The organism is Prevotella sp. KH2C16, assembly GCF_900113305.1.
Taxonomy (GTDB): domain Bacteria; phylum Bacteroidota; class Bacteroidia; order Bacteroidales; family Bacteroidaceae; genus Prevotella.
The window spans coordinates 42647-66364 of sequence record NZ_FOOW01000006.1 but is presented as its reverse complement, the minus strand read 5'-3'; the positions used below and the strand labels follow the sequence as shown (position 1 = coordinate 66364).

Genomic DNA, 23718 nt, shown 5'->3' with positions numbered 1-23718 from the left:
TATCTTATTTTTCAAATTGAATCTGCCCGCCCGCCTCGGTCTGAGGGTCTATGCCACCTTTCGTGCGATAGGAGGCATAGTAACGGCTCATTTCATCAAGCTGTCGCTTAGCAAGATTCTTGTCCACCATTGTCGTGATTTCGTTCAGTTGTTGCATGATATACATCTGGGTCATGCAGTCCTGCTGGGAGAGACTGAAGTTGTTGCCCGACAGGCTCAGGTAGAAACGCATGTACTGGGTAGCGTCGTTCCACATTGCCTGTATGGCCTTCTTGGCTTTTTCCTTCTCGCCTATGAGGGCGTAGGCACGGGCAAGGTCGGCTCCGCCTCCGATATATTTCATCGGGACGAGGCTCTGAGGCAGCACCTTCTCGGCCTTTTCCAGCACTTTTCGGGCCTTTTCAGGATGTTTCTCCCGGATGAGGTTCACAGCAAGGTCTGCCATTAGCTGGCGGTGGGTATAGCACATGCGGCGCACGGTTTCGTCGAGGTAGATGTTCTTTCCAGCGTCCAGGCCACCCCACTTGAACCGGTTCATCACATTATCGTAGGCTTTTGCCGTGTCGAAGCGCTTGGCTCCGGTCTTGTTAGTCAGGAATGGGGTGATGCGATTGACCAGTCCTTCCTGTATGAAGTTGTCGCCGAGGTTCATGAAGTTCTCGCTCCCCACGGTGATAGCCACATAGAGCGGACGGATCCAGTTGCAATTGGCAATCATCTCGAGCATCATCAGGTCGCCCTTATACAGCGCGCGCTTGCCTGCCAGCGAGATAACCATCTTGTCGGGGATGGTGTCAGAGGCCATGAGCATGCCGCTTTTTCTGACGGCTTCCTTGTCGATGGTTACATAGAGCGTATCGGTCGGGATGCAGTGCATGTCGCTCTTCTTGGACCGCACCCAGTATTTCATCACATTCTTCAGTTCGAACGGCTCGTCGCCGAACTGCTTCCGGGCGGCCTCGGGATTATCCTTGTAGAAGTCGAGAATCTGCTGCTTGGCCGAGGGGACGACTTCCACATACTCGTTGGTGCCCGTGCAATAGTCGAGACGCGGCCACGAGATGGGCACGGAGGGCGACTCGTAGGCCGGGCGTTTCATTTGGTCGATATACCAGTCGGTCTGCAGATAGCTCAGGTTGCAGACACGGGCATCGGTGCGCACACCCTCTACATCCTGGTTATACCACAGCGGGAAGGTGTCATTGTCGCCGTTGGTGAAGATGATGGGGTTGCCTTTGTCCTGAAGGTTCATCAGATAGTTCTGTCCGAAATCCCTGCAGGTGTAGCGGCCGGAGCGGTCGTGGTCGTCCCAGTTCTGCGATGCCATCTGTATGGGCACGAGCAGGCAGGCCACGGCTACGACAGATGCCGTGATGATATTATCTGTCTTCAGCCACTTTTTCAGCTGGTCGATGATGGCCGCAACGCCCATGCCACACCAGATGGCGAAGGCATAGAACGAGCCGGCATAGGCATAGTCGCGCTCACGGGGCTGCATCGGGGTCTGGTTCAGATAGACGACGATGGCAAGGCCAGTCATGAAGAACAGGAAGAATACCACCCAGAACTGACGGATGCCGCGGCGGCCGCGGAAGGCCTGCCAGAAGAGCCCTATCAGACCGAGCAGCAGCGGGAGGCAATAGTAGACATTATGACCCTTGTTGTCTTTCAGCTCCTGCGGGAGCAGGTCTTGGTTTCCCAGTCGCGCGTTGTCGACGAATGGGATTCCGGTAATCCAGTTTCCGTGCTCGAGTTCTCCCGAACCCTGAATATCATTCTGGCGGCCGGCGAAGTTCCACATGAAGTATCGCCAGTACATCCAGTTGCACTGGTAGGACAGGAAGAACTTGATGTTCTCCATCTGCGTGGGCATTTTCACCATGATGGGCTCCCCGCAGCGGTCGTAGGGCACATCGTAGCCTTCTATTCCGCCGAGCCAGTCGTTGTAGGCTTGTGCATGTGCGCTGCTATACATGCGGGGGAAGAGCATGTTCTGGGCATACACATACTTGTCCTTAGTATTCACCACGAAGTAGGAGTCGCGCTCGTCTTTGTTGCTCTTCTCCTTGCGTGCGTAGATGGGCGCACCTTTCTCCATGACGGGAACGCACATATTGCCTTCGGTCTTGAGCTTTACCTGTGAGCCGTAGGCCTGCCCGTAGAGCAGCGGGCGGTCGCCATACTGATCGCGGCTAAGGTAGTTGCCCAGGGTAAAGATGTCCTCCGGTGAGTTCTGGTCCATCGGGGGATTGGCCGAGGAACGGATCACGATGAGCGCATAGCTGGAGTATCCAATCATCAGCATCAGCATGCAGAGCAGCATGGTATTCTTCATGCGGGCTGACACGAGGAGCTCCCGCCGCTTGTTGACCGTGTGGTTGTATCTCAAGACAAACCACAGGATGGCGAGCACCACTACGCCCGTGATGAAGGCTTTCCATCCATAGCCGTAGAACGGGATGCCGAGCATGGCGACGGAAAGCAGGAACGCCAGGTTCTCGCGTTTCTCGCTCTTGTCGACATAAGTCTCGTAGATGGCCCAGATAACGGTAGCCACAAGCAGGAATATATAGACAATCTCGCCTGTATTGAACGGCATGCCAAGCGTGTTGACGAAGAACAGCTCAAACCAGCCGCCCACCGTGATGATGCCGGGCACCACGCCGTAGAGCACAGCGGCCACGATGATGAATGAAATCACCAGTGCCACCAGCGAGCCTTTCAGCTCCACATTCGGGAATTTCTTGTAGACGAACACCAGTACGATGGCCGGAATGCAGAGCAGGTTCAGCAGATGGACGCCGATGCTCAGGCCGGTCATATAGGCTATCAGCACCAGCCAGCGGTCGCTGTGGGGCTCGTCGGCATGGTCTTCCCACTTCAGGATGAGCCAGAACACGATGGCCGTGAAGGCCGAAGAGTAGGCATAGACCTCACCCTCGACGGCGGAGAACCAGAAGGTGTCGCTGAAAGTGTAAATCAGCGCGCCCACCAGGCCCGATGCCTCGATGGTGATGAGCTTGCTCGTGGTGAGCGAGTCCCAGTCTTTCAGGATCAGCTTGCGTGTGAGGTGGGTGATGCTCCAGAAGAGGAACAGGATGGTTGTCGCGCTCAGCAGTGCACTCATGATGTTCACCATGCGGGCTACTTGCGAGGGATCACTCACAAACTGCGAGAACAGATTGGCCGTGAGCATGAAGAAAGGTGCCCCGGGGGGGTGGCCGACCTCAAGCTTGAAAGCGGTGGATATGAATTCCGGGCAGTCCCAGAACGATGCCGTGGGCTCAATGGTAGAACAATATACTACGGCCGCGACGATAAATGCGAACCATCCCAGTACATTGTCCACTAATTTGTACTGTTTCATTCTATTTTAGTTATGCATATTTCGAAATACTCTGCAAAGTTAATGTTTTTCACCGAAATAACACCCTAATAACTATTAGAAAATCAAAATTAATTTAAAATATCAGGGCCAGTCCGCCGAGCAGGAACAGGTAGCGTAGGATTTTGCCGGCGGCAATGCTGGTGAGGGTGATGGGGAAGTTGGCGCGCATCAGTCCGAGAGTGATGGTGATGGCGTTGCCGATGACAGGGATAAAGGCGAAGAATCCCATCCATGCCCCGTGGCCGGCGAGGAATTTCTGGGCTTTCTGCATGTTCTTGGCTGTTACATGTAGGTACCGCTCTATCCATTCGGTCTTACCCATGCGCCCCACGAAGTAGTTGAGGAGCGAGCCTGCCACATTCCCGATACTGCCGTAGACGAGGAGAGTGGTGGGGTTCAGTCCAGCCGCGAGAAGCCCGACCATGACGGCCTCGCTGGAAAACGGGATGAAGCTGCCGGCCAGAAAGGCCGCGAGAAGCATGCCCCAATAGCCGTACTGAATCAGGATATCAACAAGATATTCCATATTTCAAGCAGGTTGCAGACCGTGAGTGCCACTGCGGAGGCACAGATGAGGCAGAACGCAATATTGGTAAGCCGGGTCTTCGTGAGGGCGATGAAGTGTCCGATGAGCGGTGCGGTGTTGACGATCAGGATGCAGAGCAGGAAGTCATAGTACACGGGGGCGATGACCATGAACGCTGCCGTGAGGGCTTCCATCGTAATGAAAAACTCGAAGAGCATGCGGGTGCGAATCTTGTCGAGGAAGCTGTTGCGCAGGAAATGTATGGAGCCCGTCAGTCCGAGCAAGGATACATAGACAAAGGTGATAAGCTGTGCCCAGGTTGTAACACCGTAGTTCATGAACCACTCGAAGTCAGCAAGTTGCACAAAGTGGTTTAAGAAAACATCCATCTGCCCTGTATAGACATAGAATCCGCCCACGAACCAATAGGGGAACACCAGTCCGAGTATCGAGGCCCAGAAGTTGCGCCAGCTGAGTGAGAGGATGTTCACAGCCGCCAGAATCCATAAAAAGGGAATGAAGAAGAGCATCTGCACAAACACGGTGGAGGCAATGCCAATAAAGAGGAAGGCATAGAATATGCGTCCCATCGACCGGCGGTCCTGATAGCTGCCGAAGAGGAAGAAGTAGGCGGCAATCACGCAGAGCGAGACCACGCTTTCCTCGATGCCGGGAGAGAGGAAAAAAGCCGCCGTGGAGAGCACGGCAAACGAGCACGACACCATGCGGCTGTAGATGCGGATGAGGGCGTTGGCATTGTTGAGCTGTACCATGAGCAGACTGCCCAGCAACAGACAGCCGAACGGCAGCCACAGCCGTCGTTCCGCCACTCCGCCCGCCAAGCCTACGGCGACCGTGTAGACCAGCGTCAGCGGTAGTGCCATCCTGCTCTCGGCAATCTTGTTCTGTAGTCTTTTCTGCATCTTATGGTGTCTTGCCCCGTGGCAAGCGTTTTATCGTTTAGTGAAGGGAGGGTTTGCTCTCCGTTGCTTCTGACTTCCCTTCCAGCATCCGTCGGCCTGACAAAATCGGCGAGATTGTCGGACAAAATCGCCGAAATCATGGGACAAAATCGCCGATTTTGTCATTCTTCCAACGGCTGTCTGCCGGAGGTGGGATGGCCTTTACAGGTCCTGCCCGATGTCGCGGCGGAAATACTTGTCGGTAAACCGGATTTTCCGCGCCTCATCAAAGCTCTTGCGAAGGGCTTCCTCCTTGTCGCTGCCATACGACGATACGGCCAGCACACGGCCTCCGTTGGTTACCACTCGGCCGTCCTTCAAGGCTGTGCCGGCATGGAACACGATGCTGCCCTCCACCTCGTTGAGTCCCTCGATAGGGTAGCCCTTTTTGTAGGCCTCGGGATATCCGCCGCTCACGAGCATCACGCTGACGGCCGCGCGGGGGTCGAATTCCACGCTACAGAGGTCGAGCGTGCCCTGTGCCACATGCTCGAAGAGGTCTACGAGGTCGGTCTTCAGGCGCAGCATCACGCTCTCCGTCTCAGGGTCTCCCATGCGGCAGTTATACTCGATGACCATCGGGTCGCCATTCACATTGATGAGCCCGAAGAAGATGAAGCCCTTGTAGTCGATGCCCTCGGCATGGAGACCGTCGACGGTGGGGCGTATGATGCGGTCTTCCACCTTCTGCATCCACTCCTTGGTGGCGAAGGGGACGGGGCTCACGCTGCCCATTCCGCCGGTGTTGAGCCCGGTGTCGTGCTCGCCGATACGCTTGTAGTCCTTGGCTTCGGGCAGTATTTGATAGTGTTCGCCGTCCGTAAGCACGAACACCGAGCACTCCGTGCCGCTTAGGAACTCCTCTACGACTACCTTGGCGGAGGCGTTCCCGAACATGCCGCCCAGCATCAGGCGCAGCTCCTGCCGGGCTTCCTCGAGCGTGGGTACGATGAGCACGCCCTTGCCGGCAGCCAGTCCGTCGGCTTTGAGCACATAGGGGGGCTGCAGGGTGCCGAGGAATCGGAGACCTTCGTCCACCGTCGTGCCGTCGAAGGTCTCGTATCGGGCAGTCGGAATGCCGTGGCGCTTCATGAATCCCTTGGCGAAATCCTTGCTTCCCTCGAGCACGGCGCCCTCCCTGGAGGGGCCGATCACGGGAACGGCAGCCGTGCGCCCGTCGGCCTTGAAGTCATCGTAGATGCCCTTTACGAGGGGGCCTTCGGGGCCGACGACGACCATGTCGACATGGTTTTGCGCCACGAAGTCTTTCAGCTTGTCGAACTCGTTTACGCTGATGGCCACATTCTCGCCCACGGAAGCCGTGCCGGCGTTACCTGGGGCGATGTATAGTTTCTCGCATTTCGGGCTTTGGGCGATCTTCCATGCCAGCGCATGCTCGCGCCCGCCGTTGCCTAAGAGTAGGATTTTCATATTTGACAGTTTATTTTTTCAAGGGTTTCAGATAGTCTTCAAAGTATTGCGTGATACGCTCGTGCAGGTGTACGCTCTGGTGGCCGCGCATGTTGTGGGGCTCGCCGGGATAGGCGAAGAAGTCGGGCTGGGTGCCCGCCTTGATGCATTCGGCGAGGAAGGAGAGGCTGTGCTGCGGCACGCAGGTCTTGTCGTTGTATCCGATGATGATCTGGAGCTTGCCCTTCAGGTTCTTGGCCTGGCGGAGGAGCGAGGCCTGCTCGTAGCCCTCGGGATTGCTCTGGGGCGTGTCCATGTAGCGTTCGCCGTACATCACCTCATAGTATTTCCAGTCGATGACAGGACCTCCGGCCACTCCCACCTTGAACACTTCGGGGTAATGGGTCATGAGGGTGATGGTCATGTATCCGCCGAAACTCCATCCGTGCACGCCGATCCGGTCGCTGTCCACATAAGGAAGGGTCTGCAGGAACTTCACTCCCTGCATCTGGTCTTCGGCCTCTACGGTTCCTAAGTGGCGGAATGTGGCTTGCTCGAAGGCCCGCCCGCGGTTCTCGCTGCCTCGGTTGTCGAGGATGAAGAGGAGATATCCCTTCTGTGCCATGTAGGTCTCCCAGGAGCGGGAAGCATAGTGCCATCGGGCATCCACATTGTGGGCATGCGGCCCGCCGTAGACATAGACCACGGTGGGATACTTCTTCGAGGGGTCGAATCCCACGGGTTTCACCATGCGATAGTAGAGGTCGGTGTGGCCGTCGGCAGCCTTCACGGTGCCCATGGAATACTCCGGAACATTGTAGCCTTTCCACGGATCGTCGGCGGTGAGCAGTCGGGTGTAGGCTGCCTTAGCTGTTTCCAGCACGCTGATGTTGTGCGGCACGGTAGGCGAAGAGTAGCTGTCGCGCAGGTATCGCCCGCTGGCACTCAGCTGCCCGCTGTGCCATCCGTCGCCCGTCTCGTCGATGCGGGTGCGCTTTCCGGTGGCGATATTCACCGAGAAGAGGTTCTTCTGGACGGGGCTGAGCTCGTTGCTCTCGATGATGATGGCCTTGCGCTGCCGGTCGAAGCCGAGCACATTCTCGACCACCCACTTGCCGCTGGTAACCTGCTTGATTTCTTTTCCCTGCTTATCGAAGAGGTAGAGGTGGTTGTAGCCGTCCTTCTGGCTCTGCATGAGGAAGCGGGAGGCATCCCACGGCAGGAACACGATGGGGTGCATGGGCTCCACATACTTGTCGTGGGTCTCGCGATAGAGTTCCTTCAGGCGGGCTCCGGTTGCGGCATTGTAACTCACGAGGCGGCAGTCGTTCTGGTTGCGGTTAAGCTCAAACATATAGATGGTGGCTCCGTCGGGGCTCCACGAGATGTTCGTGAAGTAGCGGTCGGTGGGGTCTCCGGCCTGCAGGTACAGCGTCCGGCGCGTCTTCAGGTCGTAGACGCCCACGGTAACCTTATGCGATGTCTCACCCGCCATGGGGTATTTGTCGGGCTCATAGTCGGCCTCACGAGTGAAAATGTTCACCTGCGGATAGTCTTTCACCATGCTCTGGTCCATGCGGTAGAAGGCCAGCCGCTGTCCGTCGGGGCTCCAGAAGAGGCCCTTGCTGATGCCGAACTCATCGCGGTGAACGCTTTGCCCGTAGACGATTTCCCGGCTTCCGTCGGTGGTGAGCTGGCGGGCTTCCTGCCCGTCGTTCACGAAGAGCTGGTTGTCCTGCACATAGGCGAGGGCGCGGCTGGCGGCGTTCCATTCCGCCGCGGTCTCCTGTTGCTTCTTCAGGAGCCACACGATTTCCTTCTTCCTGAAGTCGAAGAGGAAGCGTTCCGTGCCGTTGTCGAGCAGGGCAAGGGGCTTGTCGGCATAAGGGAAGGATGCACCGTAGAGGCTGTTGAGGGTTATGGGTCCCGGAACCACTACATAGCCAGCCTTGTTGTTGATGTCGCCCAGATTGAAAAGCAGGGTTTCCCGGCCGGTCTTCTTGTTCACCAGGCGGCACTCCTCCTTGTCCAGGCGCACGAGTTCGTCGCCCCACCACGCATGGTATTGCGTCTGGGGAACCATGTTGCGGTAGTTCTTTCCGCCGAAGTTGAGGTCTTCGAGCGTGAATGATTTCTGTGCTGAGGCTGTCATTGTTACGACTAAGCAGAGCAAGAAAGCCTTAATCTTCATCATCGTTGTATCTCCTGTTCTTGTTTCCAAACCCCCGGTTGTCGTGATTGCGGCCGAAGTTATTTCCGTCTCGGCGGTCTCTCTTGCTGAAGAAAGGCTTGTCGTCGCGCCGCCTGTCGCGGTCAAAAGGTCTGTCGCCCCGCCGTTCGTTACGGTCAAAAGACCGTTCGCCGCGGTCGAATCTTCGGTTTCTACGGTCATCCCTGCGGTCGTCTCGGTCGAATCGCCTTTGCCCGCGGTCGCCATGCCAGTCGTCATATTCGTCCCTGCGGTTGCGGAAACGGCGCAGTTCTCGTTCCATGTCATGCTCCAGGGAATGGAACTTAAACGATCGGATGTCGGCTTCTGCGTTTTCTTCGTTTTCCTCAAGGCGTTTCTTGAACTCGCGTTCTTTCTTGAAGCGGTGCTTCTCGGCCATTTCCTTGAGTTCCTCCTCTGTTTTCACGATGCCGCCTTCCGAGCGAAACACCTTCATCTTGCCGTCGAAGAGCTGGTATCTGCGGAACTCGCATTCGAGGCTGCCGTTGAAAAGAGGAATCTTGATCGAGGGCTTCAGGCCTATCTGGTCAAAGCATTCCTCGCGGTAGGAGAGTATCCAGGCCTCGTTGCCCGTGAAGGCATGCTTCAGTCTTTCGCCGATTATCTTGTAGGTTTCCAGCAGGTTGGGAGTGGAGATTCGCTCGCCATAGGGCGGGTTCATCACGATGATGCTCCTCTCCTGGGGCTGCTGGAAGTCCTTGAAGTCCTGCATCTTTACGGTGATGTCTTTCGTCAGGCCGGCCGCCCTCACATTCTTGAGGGCGCGGTTCACGGCCTTCATGTCTATGTCGTAGCCGTAGATGTGGTGCTCGAACTCACGCTCCTGGGAGTCGTCGTTGTAGATGGTGTCAAAGAGCTCGGCGTCGTAGTCGGGCCATTTCTCGAAGGCATAGCCCTTACGGAATACGCCCGGCGATATGTTTCGGGCGATGAGGGCCGCCTCTATGGGCAGGGTGCCGGAGCCACACATGGGGTCGATGAAGTCTGTTTCGCCCTTCCACCCCGTCATCAGGATCATACCGGCGGCAAGAACTTCGTTCAGGGGAGCCTCCACGCTCTCCTGTCGATAGCCGCGCCGATGGAGCGACTCACCGCTGGAGTCAAGGCAAAGAGTGGCGTCCTCGTCGGAGATATGGATGTGAAGCCGGATGTCGGGATTGGAGATGGAGATGTTGGGGCGGTTGCCGGTATTGTCGCGGAACTGGTCTACGATGGCGTCCTTCACCTTATAGGTTACGAACCGGGAGTTGCGGAATTCCTCGGAGTAGACCACGGAGTCTACGGAGAAAGTCTTTCCCTCGAGGATATACTGGCTCCAGTCGATTTTCCTCACTTCTTCATATACTTCTTCTGCCGAGCGGGCCTTGAAGTGTTTGATGGGTTTCAGGATGCGGATGGCCGTGTGCAACTGGAAGTTAGCACGATACATCATTTCCTTGTCGCCCGTGAAAGACACTACGCGGCGCCCTATCTGCACATTGTTCACCCCCAGCTGGGTAAGCTCTTGAGCCAAAACGGGCTCCAAGCCCATGAAGGTTTTGGCGATGAGTTCAAATTCCATTTTCAATTGTTGGTTTTATTTCGCGTACAAAATTAGTAAATATAATTGAGACACCGACAACTAAGGCAGGAAATATTTATATTTTCCGTCTCTTGCGGAAACGGGAAATCAAAAGGGCTGTAGTGTCTGCCGCCCGGGCGACTGGCGGCCGTCGGGAGTTAGGGTGGTTGCATGCGCTGTTGTTACAAGCCGTGTGTAATCCTGTTACACACGGCTTGTAACACGATTACACGCAGCTTGTAATCTTGCGGGAAGCGGCTTCGGAGTTGGCAGCGGATGGCCGCTGAAGGGTCAGACGGCGATGCTGTCGAGGAAGAGCAGCAGCCGGTTGGTAACATTCACGGCGCTCACGCCCGAGTCGAAGTCGAGGCTCACGAGGTTCAGTTGCGGATAGTCGCGGTGCAACCGCTTCTCAATGCCCTTCGACACCACATGGTTGGCGATGCAGCCGAAGGGCTGCAGGCTCACGATGTTGTTCACTCCGTCGTGGACGAGGCTGATGATGTCGGCCGGCAGCAGCCATCCCTCACCGAACTGGGCGGCGAGCGACACGGTGCCGTTCACGGCCCTGGCCTCGTCGAAGATGTTGGTGAACGGGCGGAAATAGCGGAACCGCGCGGCGATGCGGTTAATCTTCTTTTCCCGCCGGAGGATGAGCCCGTAGATGCCCTTTACCACGAAGTCGGGTACTCGCGAGCACGAGAGCCCCATGTGTTTCTGGGCAATGACATTCACGAACTCCTGCAGGAAGAACGGCGATAGCAGCGGCGGCACCACCTCGATGCCCCGGCTGATGATCTTGTCGGCGAGGAACTGGTGGGAAAACGGGTTGAACTTGAGGAATATCTCGCCGACGATGCCCACCTTCCGGGTTTCCTTATCCACACAGACGGCATCGAATTCGGCGGCCGCGTTGCCGATGAGTGCCAGCAAGCCGCTGGCGTCGTTGCGGCGGATGAGCGGGTCGGCCTCCTGCATGAACTTGTCTCTCAGCAGGGCCGCCACGCCTGGCTTGCGCTCTCTCACCACCGTGGCGTGATACATCTTGGAGATGGTGTCGCCGTAAAGGATGGCCGTGGTGATGATGTTGGCAAACTTCGTCCAGGGTACGGAGAAGCCTTCCTGCTCGTTTCCGCCCTCTGCGTTGGTGGCTACGCCTAAGGTGATGAGCGGCACCTCGTTGAATCCGTTGGCGATCATGGCTCGCTTGATGAGCCCTGCATAGTTGGTGGCGCGGCATTGTCCGCCTGTCTGCGTCATGACTACGGCTGTGTTATTGAGGTCGTATTTCCCCGACTTGAGTGCCTTCACGATGTCGCCCACGATAAGGGTGGCGGGGTAGCAGATCTCGTTGTTCGCATAAGTGAGCCCCAGCTGTGCGCTCTCGTCGTCGCTCATGGGCAGCACTTCCACATCATATCCCATGAGATCGAGCAGCGGGGAGAGGAGGGGAGTGAGATAGGCGGTCATGTACGGAGCCAGAATCTTGCGTCTCGTGTCAGCCTGGCGGAAGACGCGTGTGGTCTCAAGTTGCTGCGTGCGGTGGTGGTAGTCGTCGCTCTTGGCCTTCAGACTCTCGATCAGACTGCGCACGCGCAGTTTCAGCGAGCCGATGTTGCTCACATCGTCTATCTTCAGGAGGGTGAACGGCTTGCCGTGCCGCTTCAGTATATCGCGTATCTCGTCTTGTATGAAGGCGTCGGGTCCGCAGCCGAAAGAGGTCATCTGGACGAAGTGAAGGTCGTCTTCCTGCTCTGCCGCCCACTGCCCGGCCTTGATGATTCGGTTCATGTAGGCCCACTGCTTCACGAGGTAAGTCTCCCCGGAGTCCACCGAGTCGTCGCCCCTGACGATGTCGTCGCTGATGACATTCACGCCCAGCGACGCCACCATCTCCGAGAGCTTGTGCTGGATGAGGGGGTCGGTGTGATAGGGCCGTCCGGCCAGCAGGATGGTCAACTGCCCCTGCTCGCGGCTCTTGCGGAGGATCACGGTGTTCTCCGCCTTGATGTCGCGGATGTAAGACCGCTGCGCCTCGAGGGCTGCGCGGAAGGCTTCCTGCGCCCTCCTGCGGCTCACGCCGAGGCCGTGGAGATATTTTTCAATCTGCCTTACGAGCAGCTTCTGGTTCGAGAAGTTGATGACGGGGGAGTCTACGGGTACCTTGGGATTCATCGCGCTGCGCACCACATCCGAGTAGGCCGACACGATGGGGCAGTTGTAGCTGTTCAGGGTGCGTGCGTCCTCGTTGTGCTCATACACCACATAGGGCATCAGGATGCGCTCCACACCCAGGCTTTCCAGTTCGTGGATGTGGGAGTGCACGAGCTTTGCGGGGAAGCAGATGTTGTCGCTCATCACACTGCCCAAGGCTCCCTCGTATCGGACGAAGGTGGACTCGGAGCTGAGCACGGTGTCGAAGCCGGCCTGGCGGAGCAGCGTGCTCCAGAAAGGATAGTCCTCATACATGTTCAGCACACGGGGAATGCCGATGCGGCGGCTGCCCTCACGGGGCTTCACGGCCGGCTCACGGAAGAGCCTTTGGTATTTATAGGCGTAGATGTTCTCGCCTTTCACGGCATCGGTACCCTTGTTGTTGAACACACGCTCGCACTTGTTGCCTGAATAGAACTTGCGTCCGCCCTGGAACTGATACATCGACACGAAGCACCGGTTCTCACATCCGTGGCACTGGAGCATGCGTGTCTCATACTCCGCTCCTGCCAGCAACTGGTCGAGAGTGCGGGCGCCTGTGGCGGCCTTGGCGTCTAGTTTACCCTTCAGATACAGCGCACAGCCGTAGGCTCCCATCATCTCAGGCATGTTGTTGCGGGCTACCTCCGTGCCGGTGAGTAGCTCGAAGGCCCTCACCACGGAGTCGTTGCGCATGGTTCCGCCCTGGACGACGATGCTTTCGCCCAGCGAATCGTTGCCCCGGAGCTTCAAGACCTTATAGAGGCAGTTCTTCACCACGGAGTAGGAGAGGCCTGCCGAGATGTCGGCTATCGTCGCCCCCTCGCGCAATACCTGCTTTACCTTCGAGTTCATGAACACCGTACAGCGGGTGCCGAGGTCGCAGGGAGCAGGGGCGGTACAGGCTATCTTGGCAAAGTCCTGCACCTTATAGTTGAGGTTGTTGGCGAATGTCTGTATGAAAGTTCCGCACCCGGAGGAGCATGCCTCGTTAAGTTCCATGCGCACCACGGCGCCGTTTTCCACGAAGATAGCCTTCATGTCCTGCCCGCCGATGTCAAGGATGAAGCTCACATCCGGCATCAGGCTCTCCGCGGCTCGGTAGTGGGCGATGGTCTCGATGATGCCCTCGTCGAGGTTGAAGGCGGCCTTGATGAGCTCCTCGCCGTATCCCGTGGAGCAGGCTCCGGCAATCTTGAGGTCGCAATTCATCATCGCGGCCTCGCTGCGCAGCCGCTCGAGTCCTTCCCTTACGGCTTTGATGGGGTTGCCGAGATTGAGGGTGTAGAAGGAAAATACAATGTCGGAGTTCTCCATGTCGAGGGCGATAATCTTGGTGGTGGTCGACCCGCTGTCGATTCCGAGCACTACTTGCATTGATCCCTTGCGTAGCGGATGAATCTCCGTGGCAAAGGCGCTCTTGCGCTCGAGCCACTTCTGGTGCTCTATCTCGTTTTTGAAGAGCGGGCGGAGATCGCTGTGCCATGCCAGTTCTTTCTGCGTGTCCAGTCGTTTGCGCAGCTCCGAGAGCTTCACGGTGCTGCCCTTTCCGCGGATGGCGCAACCCAAAGCGGGTATGAGGTTGCTTTCGGGAATAACAATGAAGTCGCCCTCGTCGAGCTTGAGATAGTCGGCAAAGGCCTTTCGCAGAGCCGGCAGGAAGGTGAGCGGCCCTCCACAGAGCAGGATGGGCGGCTGGAAGTCGCACCCGTGGGAAAGGGTAGTAACAGTCTGGACGGCTATGGAGTGGAAGATGGAGACCGCGATGTCGCTTTCGGGCAGGTTACGCGCCATGAGATTCTGAATGTCGGTCTTGGCAAAGACACCGCACCGAGCGGCCATCGGATAGATGCGCTCGGCCTGCATGGCGAGGTTGCTCATTGTGTTGTTGTCTATTCCCATGAGCACCGACATCTGGTCGAGGAAGGCTCCCGTGCCGCCGGCACAGTTGCCGTTCATGCGCAGCTCGGTGTTCCTACCGTTGAAGAAGACCACCTTGGCATCTTCCCCGCCGATGTCTATCAGTGCCTTGGCTTCCGGATAACGGGCTTTGGCAAAGACCGTGGCGGCCACTACTTCTTGTATGAACTCGGCCTGGAGCTGCTCGGCGGTGGACATGCCGACGCTGCCGGTAACGCAGAGGTTCACCTCCAAGTCGCCAAACTGATGGACAATCTCGTCGAGGTAAGAAGATACAAGCTGCCCCACACGGGCATTGTGTCGCTCGTATCGCGAATAAATAATCTTGTCCCGACCGTCGATAACGACAATCTTAGCAGTCGTAGAACCAACATCCAGCCCCACCTTATAATTATTGTTGCGCATTATAGCCTTCCCTAATTATGCTACAAATTTACGAAGTTTTTTCAGAATGGGAAAAATATTCAGCCTTTTTTGTACGGTTATGCAACTTTTTGAGCATCATCCTCGTCAAAAAGATAAATCAAATAAAAGCTGAAGAATATGAAACGAATATCCATCTTTCTGGTGATAGTCCTTGCATCGCTTGTAGTCGTATCGTGCGGTAGTGGCCTGAAACATCGCACGGAGAACACCGTCCAACGCAGATACAAGGTCGGAGAGTTCGAGAAAATAGAGCTTAGGGCTTATCAGAGCGTGCATTATCGGCAGGCAGACACCCTCTCGGTGAGGATTGTGGGTCGTGAGAGAGCCGTGAAAGATATTGCCCTGAAGGTAGAAAATGGGGTGCTGAAGATAGACAATACACAGTCGCGTAGGCTGCTGGGTTTCTCCGGCCGCGGCCAGGTGGATGTCTATATCACCAGTCCCGACCTGACCGGAGTCTCCGTGGAGGGAGCAGGAGATGTAGATATCGAAGGGCTTCTGGACACCGATGTGCTTGATGTCAGTCTCAGGGGTGCGGGCGATATCCATCTGGAGAATGTGCTCTGCGATGTGCTCAATGTTACGATGAGGGGCACGGGCGACATCGATGTCGAGAAAGTGAAGTGCCAGCATTCGGACATCCTGTTGAAGGGCGTCGGCGACATCGATGTGAACTACGACCATTGCGACCGCGTGAGCTGCCGGCTTTACGGTGTGGGAGACATTACGCTCTCGGGAAATGTGAACCATTTGGATAAGCTTCTGAAAGGCTCGGGCGACATTGATGTTGAAAATCTCATTGTAGGAAAATAAAAAATGGCAAACTGGAACACCTTGATAGCTTTGCCTGTCTTTTCTTTCTTGTAATCATAGATTTGCTCCTCTACAGTCTGACAGGTGTAAGCCTCCGTAAAACGAGCCTTACACTTGTCGGCTGTAAGTCTTAGTTTCTTATCTTCCTTCATTTTCATCTCCCCATGAAGTGGGAAGGTGAACATTTGTAAGTTTGTTCCATCGGAAAGAAGCAGGAAGAGTATTTGTAACATTCAGAAAGAAAACCGAACGGGAATTAAGACTAAAAAACAATTTTGAAGCGTCAAAAGATAAGTTTTACAAGATAATAAACTATTTTTGCACTTGCTGGTTGATTCTATAGTACATTGTTTTTTCAGTGTTCTGTCATCCATTCATCAGAAAAACTACTATCTAATTATAGATAAGAATCTATAAAACCATGATAGATAAAAAAGTGTTGAAAGGGTTAAAGAATGGTAAGGCAAGCCATTTTGAGACCATTTACCATCTATACAGTGGATGGGTACACAATTTTGTCTATAACATAACGAAAGATTCGCAGACGGCTCAGGATATCACGCAAGATGTATTCTTACAAATATGGAATTATAGGGAGAAGATAGACATAGATAAGAATTTTGAGGGCTACCTCTTTCGTATAGCACGCAATGTAATATATCATCATGTGCAAAAAAAACTAAAACAACAGATATATGTGAGCCATACCAAAGGGGAGGAGGCAGATGAACCGGATCGCATAGAACGGGAAGTGGATATGTCCATTATGGAAGATTATATAAAGGAACTGTCAGAACAATTGCCTGCAGCTCGACGGCGCATATTTACTCTATATTGGAAAGAAGGGTTGAGCTATAAAGAAATAGCTGATCAGTTGTCAATATCACCCAAAACCGTCGCAACTCAGATTCAACGCTCCTTGCAATACTTCCATTCAAGATTAGAATCTTAATTATTTCTTTCATTCGCTGTAGTATATTTTGGTCTCATCTTACTATTTAATATAAAGAATAATCATGGCATATCAGAAATATCTCCAACTAATAGCTAAACTATTTAGAATGCAGATGACGCCAAAAGAATCTGCTGAGCTGCAAGAGTGGCTATCACATCCAGATGAAAATGGCGGGTTTGATGAAATGTGCCATGAGCTATGGATTAAGACTCCCAACGCTATCAATGAGAATATTGAAGCAGACATGTTTGAATGTATCAAGGGAAAGATGCCGGAAACGGATGTGGAAAACATTCATGCCAGATTGCCTTTTTATAAGATGGCCGCGGCCATCTTGTTTGTAGTCAGTATAGGATTGGGTTGGTATGCATATCACATGCAGCAAATATTAGTTGCGAGAAAAGGAGATGTTATCGAGACCCTTGTCAAGAAAGGGCAGAAGGCCCAGCTCACCTTGCCGGATGGTACAAAAGTGTGGCTGAATTCCGCAACCCAGCTTAGTTATGACGGTAGTTTCAATCTGCAAGACCGAAAGGTGAAATTAGACGGTGAGGCCTATTTTGAGGTTGCGAAGCATAAAGACAAACCTTTTATCGTGGAATGTAATGAAGTGAGTGTCGAAGCTTTAGGAACGGTATTCAATGTGAAAAATTATCATGCGGATTCCGTCATTACGACATCATTGATAGAAGGGAGCGTGCGTGTGTCAGATCGACATTCAGGTGTAACTCTTGAACCAAGGCAAAGTTTGGTTTATACACGCAATGGCCATTCGTTTTCTGTTTCTGAATTTGAAAATTTGCATGAGATTGATTTTTGGAGAAGGAACATCTTATATTTTGATTCAACCCCATTGTCCGAGATAGCAAAGACAATAGAAAGAATGTATGATATCAAGGTGGTTTTCGTCTCAAAAGATTTGGAAGATGTAACCTTTTCTGGTACGATAAAGAATAATAGTTTGGAAAATGTATTTCACCTTATAAGCTTTACCTATCCGGTAAAATATGAATTCCGGAAAGATACAGTTTATCTAAGTCATAAATGATAATTAATAATTTCAAACAAAATATACGCCTATGAATCATCACTCTAGTCCTCCTTAACTGAAAGCTTAATATCATTGTATCATGTGTTATGATTTTTATTTTATGATAGAACCTACTGACTAATAATATCTAATCAACCTTTGTTATATGAAGAATCATCATTCTAATTGGATAAAAAAAAGTATAGCCCTTTGCTGTATGTTGTTGGTTGTCTTTCTGGCAGATGCCCAAATCACAATCAAGGTGCAGAACAAAACTATACAGCAAGTTCTACGGCAGATAGAGCGAGAAACCGGCTATAGTATCTTTTATAGTGACAAACTCGCCGGGCTTAATCAAAAAACAACATTGTCTGTAAGCAATGAGAATATAGAAAAAGTTCTGAATCACTTATTAGTGGATACAGAGATCTCTTATCGCATTGAATCGGGTAAACAAATCATACTAACACAAAAGAGCAGAAAGGAGATCGCAGCCCCTGTTAAGCAAAAAAAGTTGATTAAAGGAATAATAACAGACCCTAAGGGTGATCCCCTCATAGGTGTCAGTATCAGTATAGATGGGACAAACAGCGGAACGATCTCTGATGTAAATGGTCAATACCAGATAGATGCACCATCAGGGTCATTGATTAGATATTCGTATGTTGGCTTTCAGGGTAAGACTCTTCGTGTCGGAAATGCAGAAACATATAATATTGTCTTGACAGAAGATGACACTTTACTAGAGGAGGTTGTCGTTGTCGGATATGGTTCTATGAAAAGAAAAGACATCACAACCGCAGTATCTGTTGTTTCCACGAAGGATTTAGATGAACGCCCTTTAATGTCGGTAGTACAGGCGGTACAAGGTAAGGCTGCGGGCATCCAGGTAGTGCAACCGTCTGGTGCCCCGGGTACAGGACTTAGTGTGAGAGTAAGGGGAGCAACCTCAGTACAAGCATCCAACGAACCGCTTTATGTCGTAGATGGGATGCCAACAGACAACATTTCAGACATTAGTCCTAATGATATAGAAACAATGCAGATTCTTAAGGATGCATCATCTGCTGCAATATATGGTGCGCGTGCAGCAAATGGTGTTGTGTTAATCACGACGAAGCGAGGAGCTGTGGGAACACCGCGGGTGAAGTTTAGTGCCTATGCAGGATTCTCTGTATTGGGGCGGAAGTTAGATGCCCTGAATACAGAAGAGTATAAAGACCTGATGGCTGATTTAAAAAAAGTATCCAATGTCGCACCCTCGATCCCGGATACGGAGCATCGTTACACAGACTGGACGGATTTATTCTTTAAGACCGGAATCGAACAGAATTATCAATTATCTTTCCAAAATGGTAGTGAAAGATTACAATATTTTATATCTGGAGGTTATACTGATCAAGGAGGTATCGTAGAAAAATCTAATTTCAAACGATACAATTTCCGTGCAAATATAGATAGTAAACAGACAAAATGGTTAGACCTTGCTCTCAATTTTTCTTATGCCCACACAAACGGGCGATGGGTAAGAGAAAGCAGTAGCTCGATGAGATCGGGATCTATCTTGTCTGTTATCAACACCCCACCATTCATGCAAAAATGGAGTCCTGATAATGAAAATTGGTATGATGAACAGGCGTATGGCTCTCGTATATTGAATCCATTGGCTGCTAATGCCGCAGATAATGAAACAGGAACAGATTATGTAAAGGGGTCATTTGGCGTTACGGTTCATTTAGCAAAAGGCTTGAATTGGAAGACTACTTTTGGACTTGATTTGAATAATGAGCGCTGGAACTACTATCTGGATCCTGTATCTACATCCGATGGGCGGTCTACAAAAGGCAGAGTAGAAGAAAGCAGTTCAAGAAATGTGGAATGGTTATTGGAAAACATTCTGACTTACGAAGCTTCTTTTGGCAAGCATAACTTGTCATTGATGAGTGGCGCAACTCAACAACACGCACAATATAAAGGTTCGTGGATGGCGGGTTTTGATCTTTCTGAAGCATACCCGGAAATACATTCAATTGCGGCAGCTAATCAGATAGATAAAGATGCTACCGGTGCAGGAGCGTCGGCATGGTCTTTAGCTTCATTTCTTGGGCGTATCGCCTACAATTATGATAGTAAGTATCTGCTAACAATGAATTTCCGTGCAGACGGATCTTCGCGGTTTGCAAAAGGGCACAGGTGGGGATACTTTCCTTCTGTATCAGCAGGCTGGCGTCTGTCTTCCGAGCCGTTCATGGAAAGTTGGAGGTCTGTTGTTGATGATATGAAATTACGCATAGGATGGGGTATGAATGGTAATCAAGGTGGAATAGGTAATTATTCATACTTAGCAGGTATGAGTGCGAGTAAGGTTGCACCAACAGCAGCCAACCTTTATCCCGGCTTGGCAATTACAGCGAATACAGCCGCAAACAAAGAATTGACATGGGAGAAAACAGCTCAGTGGAATGCCGGTTTGGATGTAATTTTATGGAATGGGCGGCTGAACTTCTCTGTTGATGCATATTATAAGAAAACTACTGACTTGTTGTTAACAGTTAGCCTGCCTGATAATGTAAATCTTCCTGGCGGTATCACCAGAAATGATGGCGAAATGGTTAATAAAGGATTTGAGTTTAATTTTTCTTCAGACAATCTAAAAGGAGAATTCCGATGGAATACGGACTTCAATATCTCCTTTAATAAAAACAAGTTGACTAAACTTGGATTGAATAAAGTATATTATTATGGAGAAATGTATGAGACCAAGGAACCTGTAATTGTATTGAGAGAAGGATTGTCTCTTGGTTCATTCTTTGGTTATATATCAGAAGGTGTAGACCCGGAAACGGGGGATATCAAGTATGCAGATCTCAATCCTAATGGTATTACGGATCCGGGTGATCGTACTGTGATTGGTAATGCACAGCCTGATTTCATTTATGGTCTCACTAATACTTTCAGTTATAAGGGCTTTAGCCTTTCTCTTTTCTTACAAGGTAGCCAGGGTAATGACATATACAATGCAACTCGCATTGATACAGAAGGTATGATGGACTTCAGGAATCAATCTAAGAATGTATTGGATAGATGGCGTCGTCCTGGCATGATAACAGAAATTCCCCGTGCAGGAAATGTGGAGAACATCCACAACTCGTCTCGTTTTGTCGAGGATGGATCTTATTTACGCCTAAAGACAGCAACATTAGCATATTTGTTTGATAAGGAGCAAATTCGTAAATGGGGACTTTCTCGTTTGCAATTGTATGTAACAGGGCAGAATCTTTTAACCTTGACGAAATACTCTGGGTACGATCCGGAAGTGAATGCTTATGGAAGCAATGCAGTACTGTTAGGTATAGACTATGGAACATATCCTCAGTCGAAAGCGGTAATATTTGGATTGAACATTGAATTTTAATTGTCTACGATTATGAAAACAAAATATTTTCATTTATTTCTCTTATTTCTTGTATCTGTATTATTCGTTTCTTGTGAAGACTTCTTGGATGAACGGCCACAATCAGACTTTACGGCTGAAGCGACGGTAGGTGATTCCGTAGTTTCAAAATATATGACAATAGCAGATGCAAAAGCAGAATTGCAAGGAGCATATAATAGTTTCAAAAATGATATTTTCCAACAAGAAAATTTCATGATAAATGATGTGCAGTCAGACAACTGCTATGTTGGGGGAGATGGTACGAATGAAGAAGCTGTTGATATGTTGAAATTATCAGCAACGAATGCCAAGGTCGCCCTTGTCTGGTCTCAGTATATGGCAATGGCAGGAAATGCTACGAATGTGATAGAAAACCTGAGACTAATGAAAGGCGGAGCTACAGATCAAGAACGAAATGATGTGATGGCAGAGGCAAAATTCATTCGGGCGTGGGCTTTGTTTGATATGGTTCGGCTTTATGGAGATCTGCCTATGGTCTTGCAAATTATACCAACCATTACGGCAGAGAATCTTGACATGTGGTATCCCGTTATGTATCCTCAACGCGCCAGCGTAGAAGATGTATATACCCAGATCTTTAAAGATTTGAATGAGGAAACGGTTTCACATCTGCCTTCCAAGAATACAGGAGCATTTCAGGCAACAAAGGGAGCTGCATATGGATTACTTGCTAAAGTATATGCAACCTATAAGGATGTAGGAGAACGCAATTATCAGCAGGTGGTATCATATTGTGATAAGGTCATGGCAGAAGGTTATCGGCTGGTGTCAGACTTCAATGCTCTTTGGGATCCTGATAATAAGTTCACGAGTGAAAGTATTTTTGAAGTGTATTATACAGCGGATTCTCCTAATTGGGCATATTGGACATTGTTAAAGGAGGACGACGGGTCTGTTACATGGAGAAGATATTGCACACCCACACATGATTTGGTTGCAAAGTTCCTACCGAATGACCAGCGCTATGCAGCAAGTATTCAATGGAAGAAAGCACCATATGATGCTTATTGGAGTGCGGATAACTATCCATTCTCTTATAAAATCAGAGAAAAGAATTCTGATATAATTCTAATGCGTTTAGCTGATATCATGTTGTTGAAGGCTGAAGCATTAGTAGAGCTAGGGCAATCTGCAGAGGCGATTGATATCGTAAATGAGATAAGAAGTCGAGCTGGTTTAACAGGTAATTTATTAAATCGTACAATATCTCAGTCTGCAGCAAGATTAGCTGTAGAGAACGAACGGCAGTTAGAACTCTATATGGAAGGTCAAAGATGGTATGACTTGGTAAGAAATAATCGGCTTCTTGATGTAATGAAGGGCCATAAGGACAAGAATGGAAACAAACTGTTTCCGGGGTTGCAGGATTATAGGGCTTTATGGCCGATACCACAAGGAGAATTGGATAAGAATACTAATTTGACACAGAATGAAGGTTATTGATTTTATTATAACTTACAAAATGAAATTGAGATGAAAATAAAAAATCTTTTATCGATATTATTATGTTGTGGCACATTGGTTTTATCCTCATGTTATGAAGAAACAAAACGCATGGTCTATCCAGCCTCTACGCCACAACTATCAGGATTCTTGATGTCTTCTGAGTATCAGATGGTTTATGGCGACAGTTTGTATTTCTCTGTGAATATCGATGATCCAGAAACTCCACTGTCCACTCTGGAAGTTGTTTTGGTATCAGAAGGTAAGAAGCTTTATTCTGAATCTGTCAGGACGAAAGGGAATCAGGTACAGATAAATCGGCATGGTCTCTGCATTCCATTTTCTACGGATCAAGAGAGCAAGAGCGTAACATTAATATTAACGGCAATCAATGTAGAGGGCGGGGAACAGGAAATCGTAAGACAGCTGGAATTGGTACGCCCAGATTTGCCAGAGGTCCTTTACTTGCATTATGGTGATGAAGTGGTAGAGATGATACGGCAGACAGACAATCCTTATGTCTACGCTACAGAAATAGGTGATTTCCCAGAAACATTTAGCGGAAGAATCTCTACCTCTGTCGATTTAAACCAATCAAAATACATTTGGGGCTATTCAGAAACGGCAGGATATACGGAATTAATCAATCCAACAGGAGCGACTTTCAATTTCGACTATACAGATTGGAATGTCCGACAAGTAACCTTTAATGCTTATACATTTAAGTTAGGAGCTGTTGGGGTTTATCAGAAACTCACGATTAACGATGCAGAGATGGAAATGGTAGGGGGCTATTATAAAAAGACCCTGAGTCTCACAGCCAATTCAAATGTAGTCGTTACGGGAATTGCTAATTTAGAAGATGCGTATAATCGTGATTTCTTTGAATACAATTCTTCTGACAATTCATTAACTTTCATAGGCCAATCAGGTACATGGGATGTTTATTATTCACCTAAATATAATTACATGTGGGTTGCGCATATGACAGACATAGCACCGGTTGCATATTGGTTGGTAGGACATGGTTTTACGGCATCGCCAAATTGGAATGAGGATTATGCTTCTGGTGGATGGGGATTGGAGGATATCTTCCGTTTAGCCTATATCGCCAAAGTAGATGATCATAAATATCAAACTACAGTATATCTTAATAATAATCATGAATGGGGTTCCTTTGAAGTGGAAATTTATTCAGATTTAGCATGGGGTAAAGATAACGGAATGTTGCTGCAAGCCGGTTCTTTGCGTGGTGATACGGATGGCTTTAAAATATCGAACTCGAATGGTATCACCTCAGATACTAATTTTATACCAGGGTATTTCCGCCTGACCTTTGATACATCACAGGGAGTAGGGCATGAAACTTTAAATATAGAACGCTTGAGTTACTGATTTTTGCGA

The 23718-nt window shown here is 50.6% G+C and carries 13 protein-coding genes; 6 read left to right on the top strand and 7 right to left on the bottom strand.

Features of this window, described 5'->3' with window-relative positions; all coding sequences use genetic code 11:
* Positions 1 to 4: 4 nt before the first annotated feature.
* The 7 genes from BM114_RS05965 to BM114_RS05935 form a co-directional block, all read right to left on the bottom strand.
* On the bottom strand, positions 5 to 3367 hold the full coding sequence (locus BM114_RS05965) for a glycosyltransferase family 117 protein (RefSeq protein ID WP_092111406.1): 3363 nt from the start codon (positions 3365 to 3367) through the stop codon (positions 5 to 7).
* Between the two features lie 94 nt (positions 3368 to 3461).
* On the bottom strand, positions 3462 to 3914 hold the full coding sequence (locus tag BM114_RS05960) for a YqaA family protein (RefSeq protein WP_092111404.1): 453 nt from the start codon (positions 3912 to 3914) through the stop codon (positions 3462 to 3464).
* The gene (locus BM114_RS05955; protein WP_092111401.1) at positions 3890 to 4837 is read right to left on the bottom strand and encodes a hypothetical protein; all 948 of its coding nucleotides are present in this window, start codon (positions 4835 to 4837) and stop codon (positions 3890 to 3892) included. The genes BM114_RS05960 and BM114_RS05955 overlap by 25 nt, the downstream gene beginning before the upstream one ends.
* A gap of 201 nt (positions 4838 to 5038) precedes the next feature.
* Positions 5039 to 6307 (bottom strand): phosphoribosylamine--glycine ligase, encoded by a 1269-nt coding sequence (gene purD, locus BM114_RS05950; protein ID WP_092111398.1) that lies wholly within the window; start codon positions 6305 to 6307, stop codon positions 5039 to 5041.
* A gap of 10 nt (positions 6308 to 6317) precedes the next feature.
* Entirely contained in the window at positions 6318 to 8477 is a 2160-nt protein-coding gene (locus tag BM114_RS05945) for a S9 family peptidase (protein WP_369808403.1), read from the bottom strand.
* Entirely contained in the window at positions 8467 to 10077 is a 1611-nt protein-coding gene (locus BM114_RS05940; RefSeq protein ID WP_092111394.1) for a THUMP domain-containing class I SAM-dependent RNA methyltransferase, read from the bottom strand. The genes BM114_RS05945 and BM114_RS05940 overlap by 11 nt, the downstream gene beginning before the upstream one ends.
* Positions 10078 to 10368: 291 nt before the next feature.
* Complete coding sequence (locus BM114_RS05935; protein ID WP_092111392.1) at positions 10369 to 14595, bottom strand: acyl-CoA dehydratase activase-related protein; 4227 nt, start codon at positions 14593 to 14595, stop codon at positions 10369 to 10371.
* Between the two features lie 138 nt (positions 14596 to 14733).
* Here BM114_RS05935 and BM114_RS05930 point away from each other — a divergent pair, with 138 nt between their 5' ends.
* The 6 genes from BM114_RS05930 (at position 14734) to BM114_RS05905 (ending at position 23709) form a co-directional block, all read left to right on the top strand.
* A complete protein-coding gene (locus BM114_RS05930; RefSeq protein ID WP_092111390.1) occupies positions 14734 to 15429 on the top strand; it encodes a GIN domain-containing protein in 696 nt (231 codons plus the stop codon).
* A 421-nt stretch (positions 15430 to 15850) separates the two neighbouring features.
* Positions 15851 to 16381, top strand: a complete 531-nt coding sequence (locus BM114_RS05925; RefSeq protein WP_092111388.1) for an RNA polymerase sigma factor — start codon at positions 15851 to 15853, stop codon at positions 16379 to 16381.
* Positions 16382 to 16445: 64 nt separating this feature from the next.
* Positions 16446 to 17432, top strand: a complete 987-nt coding sequence (locus BM114_RS05920; protein WP_092111386.1) for a FecR family protein — start codon at positions 16446 to 16448, stop codon at positions 17430 to 17432.
* A gap of 148 nt (positions 17433 to 17580) precedes the next feature.
* Entirely contained in the window at positions 17581 to 20829 is a 3249-nt protein-coding gene (locus BM114_RS05915; protein WP_092111384.1) for a TonB-dependent receptor, read from the top strand.
* Between the two features lie 12 nt (positions 20830 to 20841).
* Positions 20842 to 22314: a RagB/SusD family nutrient uptake outer membrane protein gene (locus BM114_RS05910; protein WP_092111382.1), complete on the top strand. Its 1473-nt coding sequence runs from the start codon at positions 20842 to 20844 to the stop codon at positions 22312 to 22314.
* Between the two features lie 30 nt (positions 22315 to 22344).
* A complete protein-coding gene (locus BM114_RS05905) occupies positions 22345 to 23709 on the top strand; it encodes a DUF5125 domain-containing protein (protein ID WP_092111380.1) in 1365 nt (454 codons plus the stop codon).
* Positions 23710 to 23718: the final 9 nt, after the last annotated feature.

What these genes read in the sequence shown, in the direction of transcription:
- BM114_RS05915 (WP_092111384.1), top strand. Translation starts at nt 17,581, where the DNA reads ATGAAGAATCATCATTCTAATTGGATAAAAAAAAGTATAGCCCTTTGC.
- BM114_RS05940 (WP_092111394.1), bottom strand. Translation starts at nt 10,077, where the DNA reads ATGGAATTTGAACTCATCGCCAAAACCTTCATGGGCTTGGAGCCCGTT.
- BM114_RS05935 (WP_092111392.1), bottom strand. Translation starts at nt 14,595, where the DNA reads ATGCGCAACAATAATTATAAGGTGGGGCTGGATGTTGGTTCTACGACT.
- BM114_RS05920 (WP_092111386.1), top strand. Translation starts at nt 16,446, where the DNA reads ATGGCATATCAGAAATATCTCCAACTAATAGCTAAACTATTTAGAATG.
- BM114_RS05960 (WP_092111404.1), bottom strand. Translation starts at nt 3,914, where the DNA reads ATGGAATATCTTGTTGATATCCTGATTCAGTACGGCTATTGGGGCATG.
- purD (WP_092111398.1), bottom strand. Translation starts at nt 6,307, where the DNA reads ATGAAAATCCTACTCTTAGGCAACGGCGGGCGCGAGCATGCGCTGGCA.
- BM114_RS05945 (WP_369808403.1), bottom strand. Translation starts at nt 8,477, where the DNA reads ATGAAGATTAAGGCTTTCTTGCTCTGCTTAGTCGTAACAATGACAGCC.
- BM114_RS05965 (WP_092111406.1), bottom strand. Translation starts at nt 3,367, where the DNA reads ATGAAACAGTACAAATTAGTGGACAATGTACTGGGATGGTTCGCATTT.
- BM114_RS05925 (WP_092111388.1), top strand. Translation starts at nt 15,851, where the DNA reads ATGATAGATAAAAAAGTGTTGAAAGGGTTAAAGAATGGTAAGGCAAGC.
- BM114_RS05905 (WP_092111380.1), top strand. Translation starts at nt 22,345, where the DNA reads ATGAAAATAAAAAATCTTTTATCGATATTATTATGTTGTGGCACATTG.
- BM114_RS05930 (WP_092111390.1), top strand. Translation starts at nt 14,734, where the DNA reads ATGAAACGAATATCCATCTTTCTGGTGATAGTCCTTGCATCGCTTGTA.
- BM114_RS05955 (WP_092111401.1), bottom strand. Translation starts at nt 4,837, where the DNA reads ATGCAGAAAAGACTACAGAACAAGATTGCCGAGAGCAGGATGGCACTA.
- BM114_RS05910 (WP_092111382.1), top strand. Translation starts at nt 20,842, where the DNA reads ATGAAAACAAAATATTTTCATTTATTTCTCTTATTTCTTGTATCTGTA.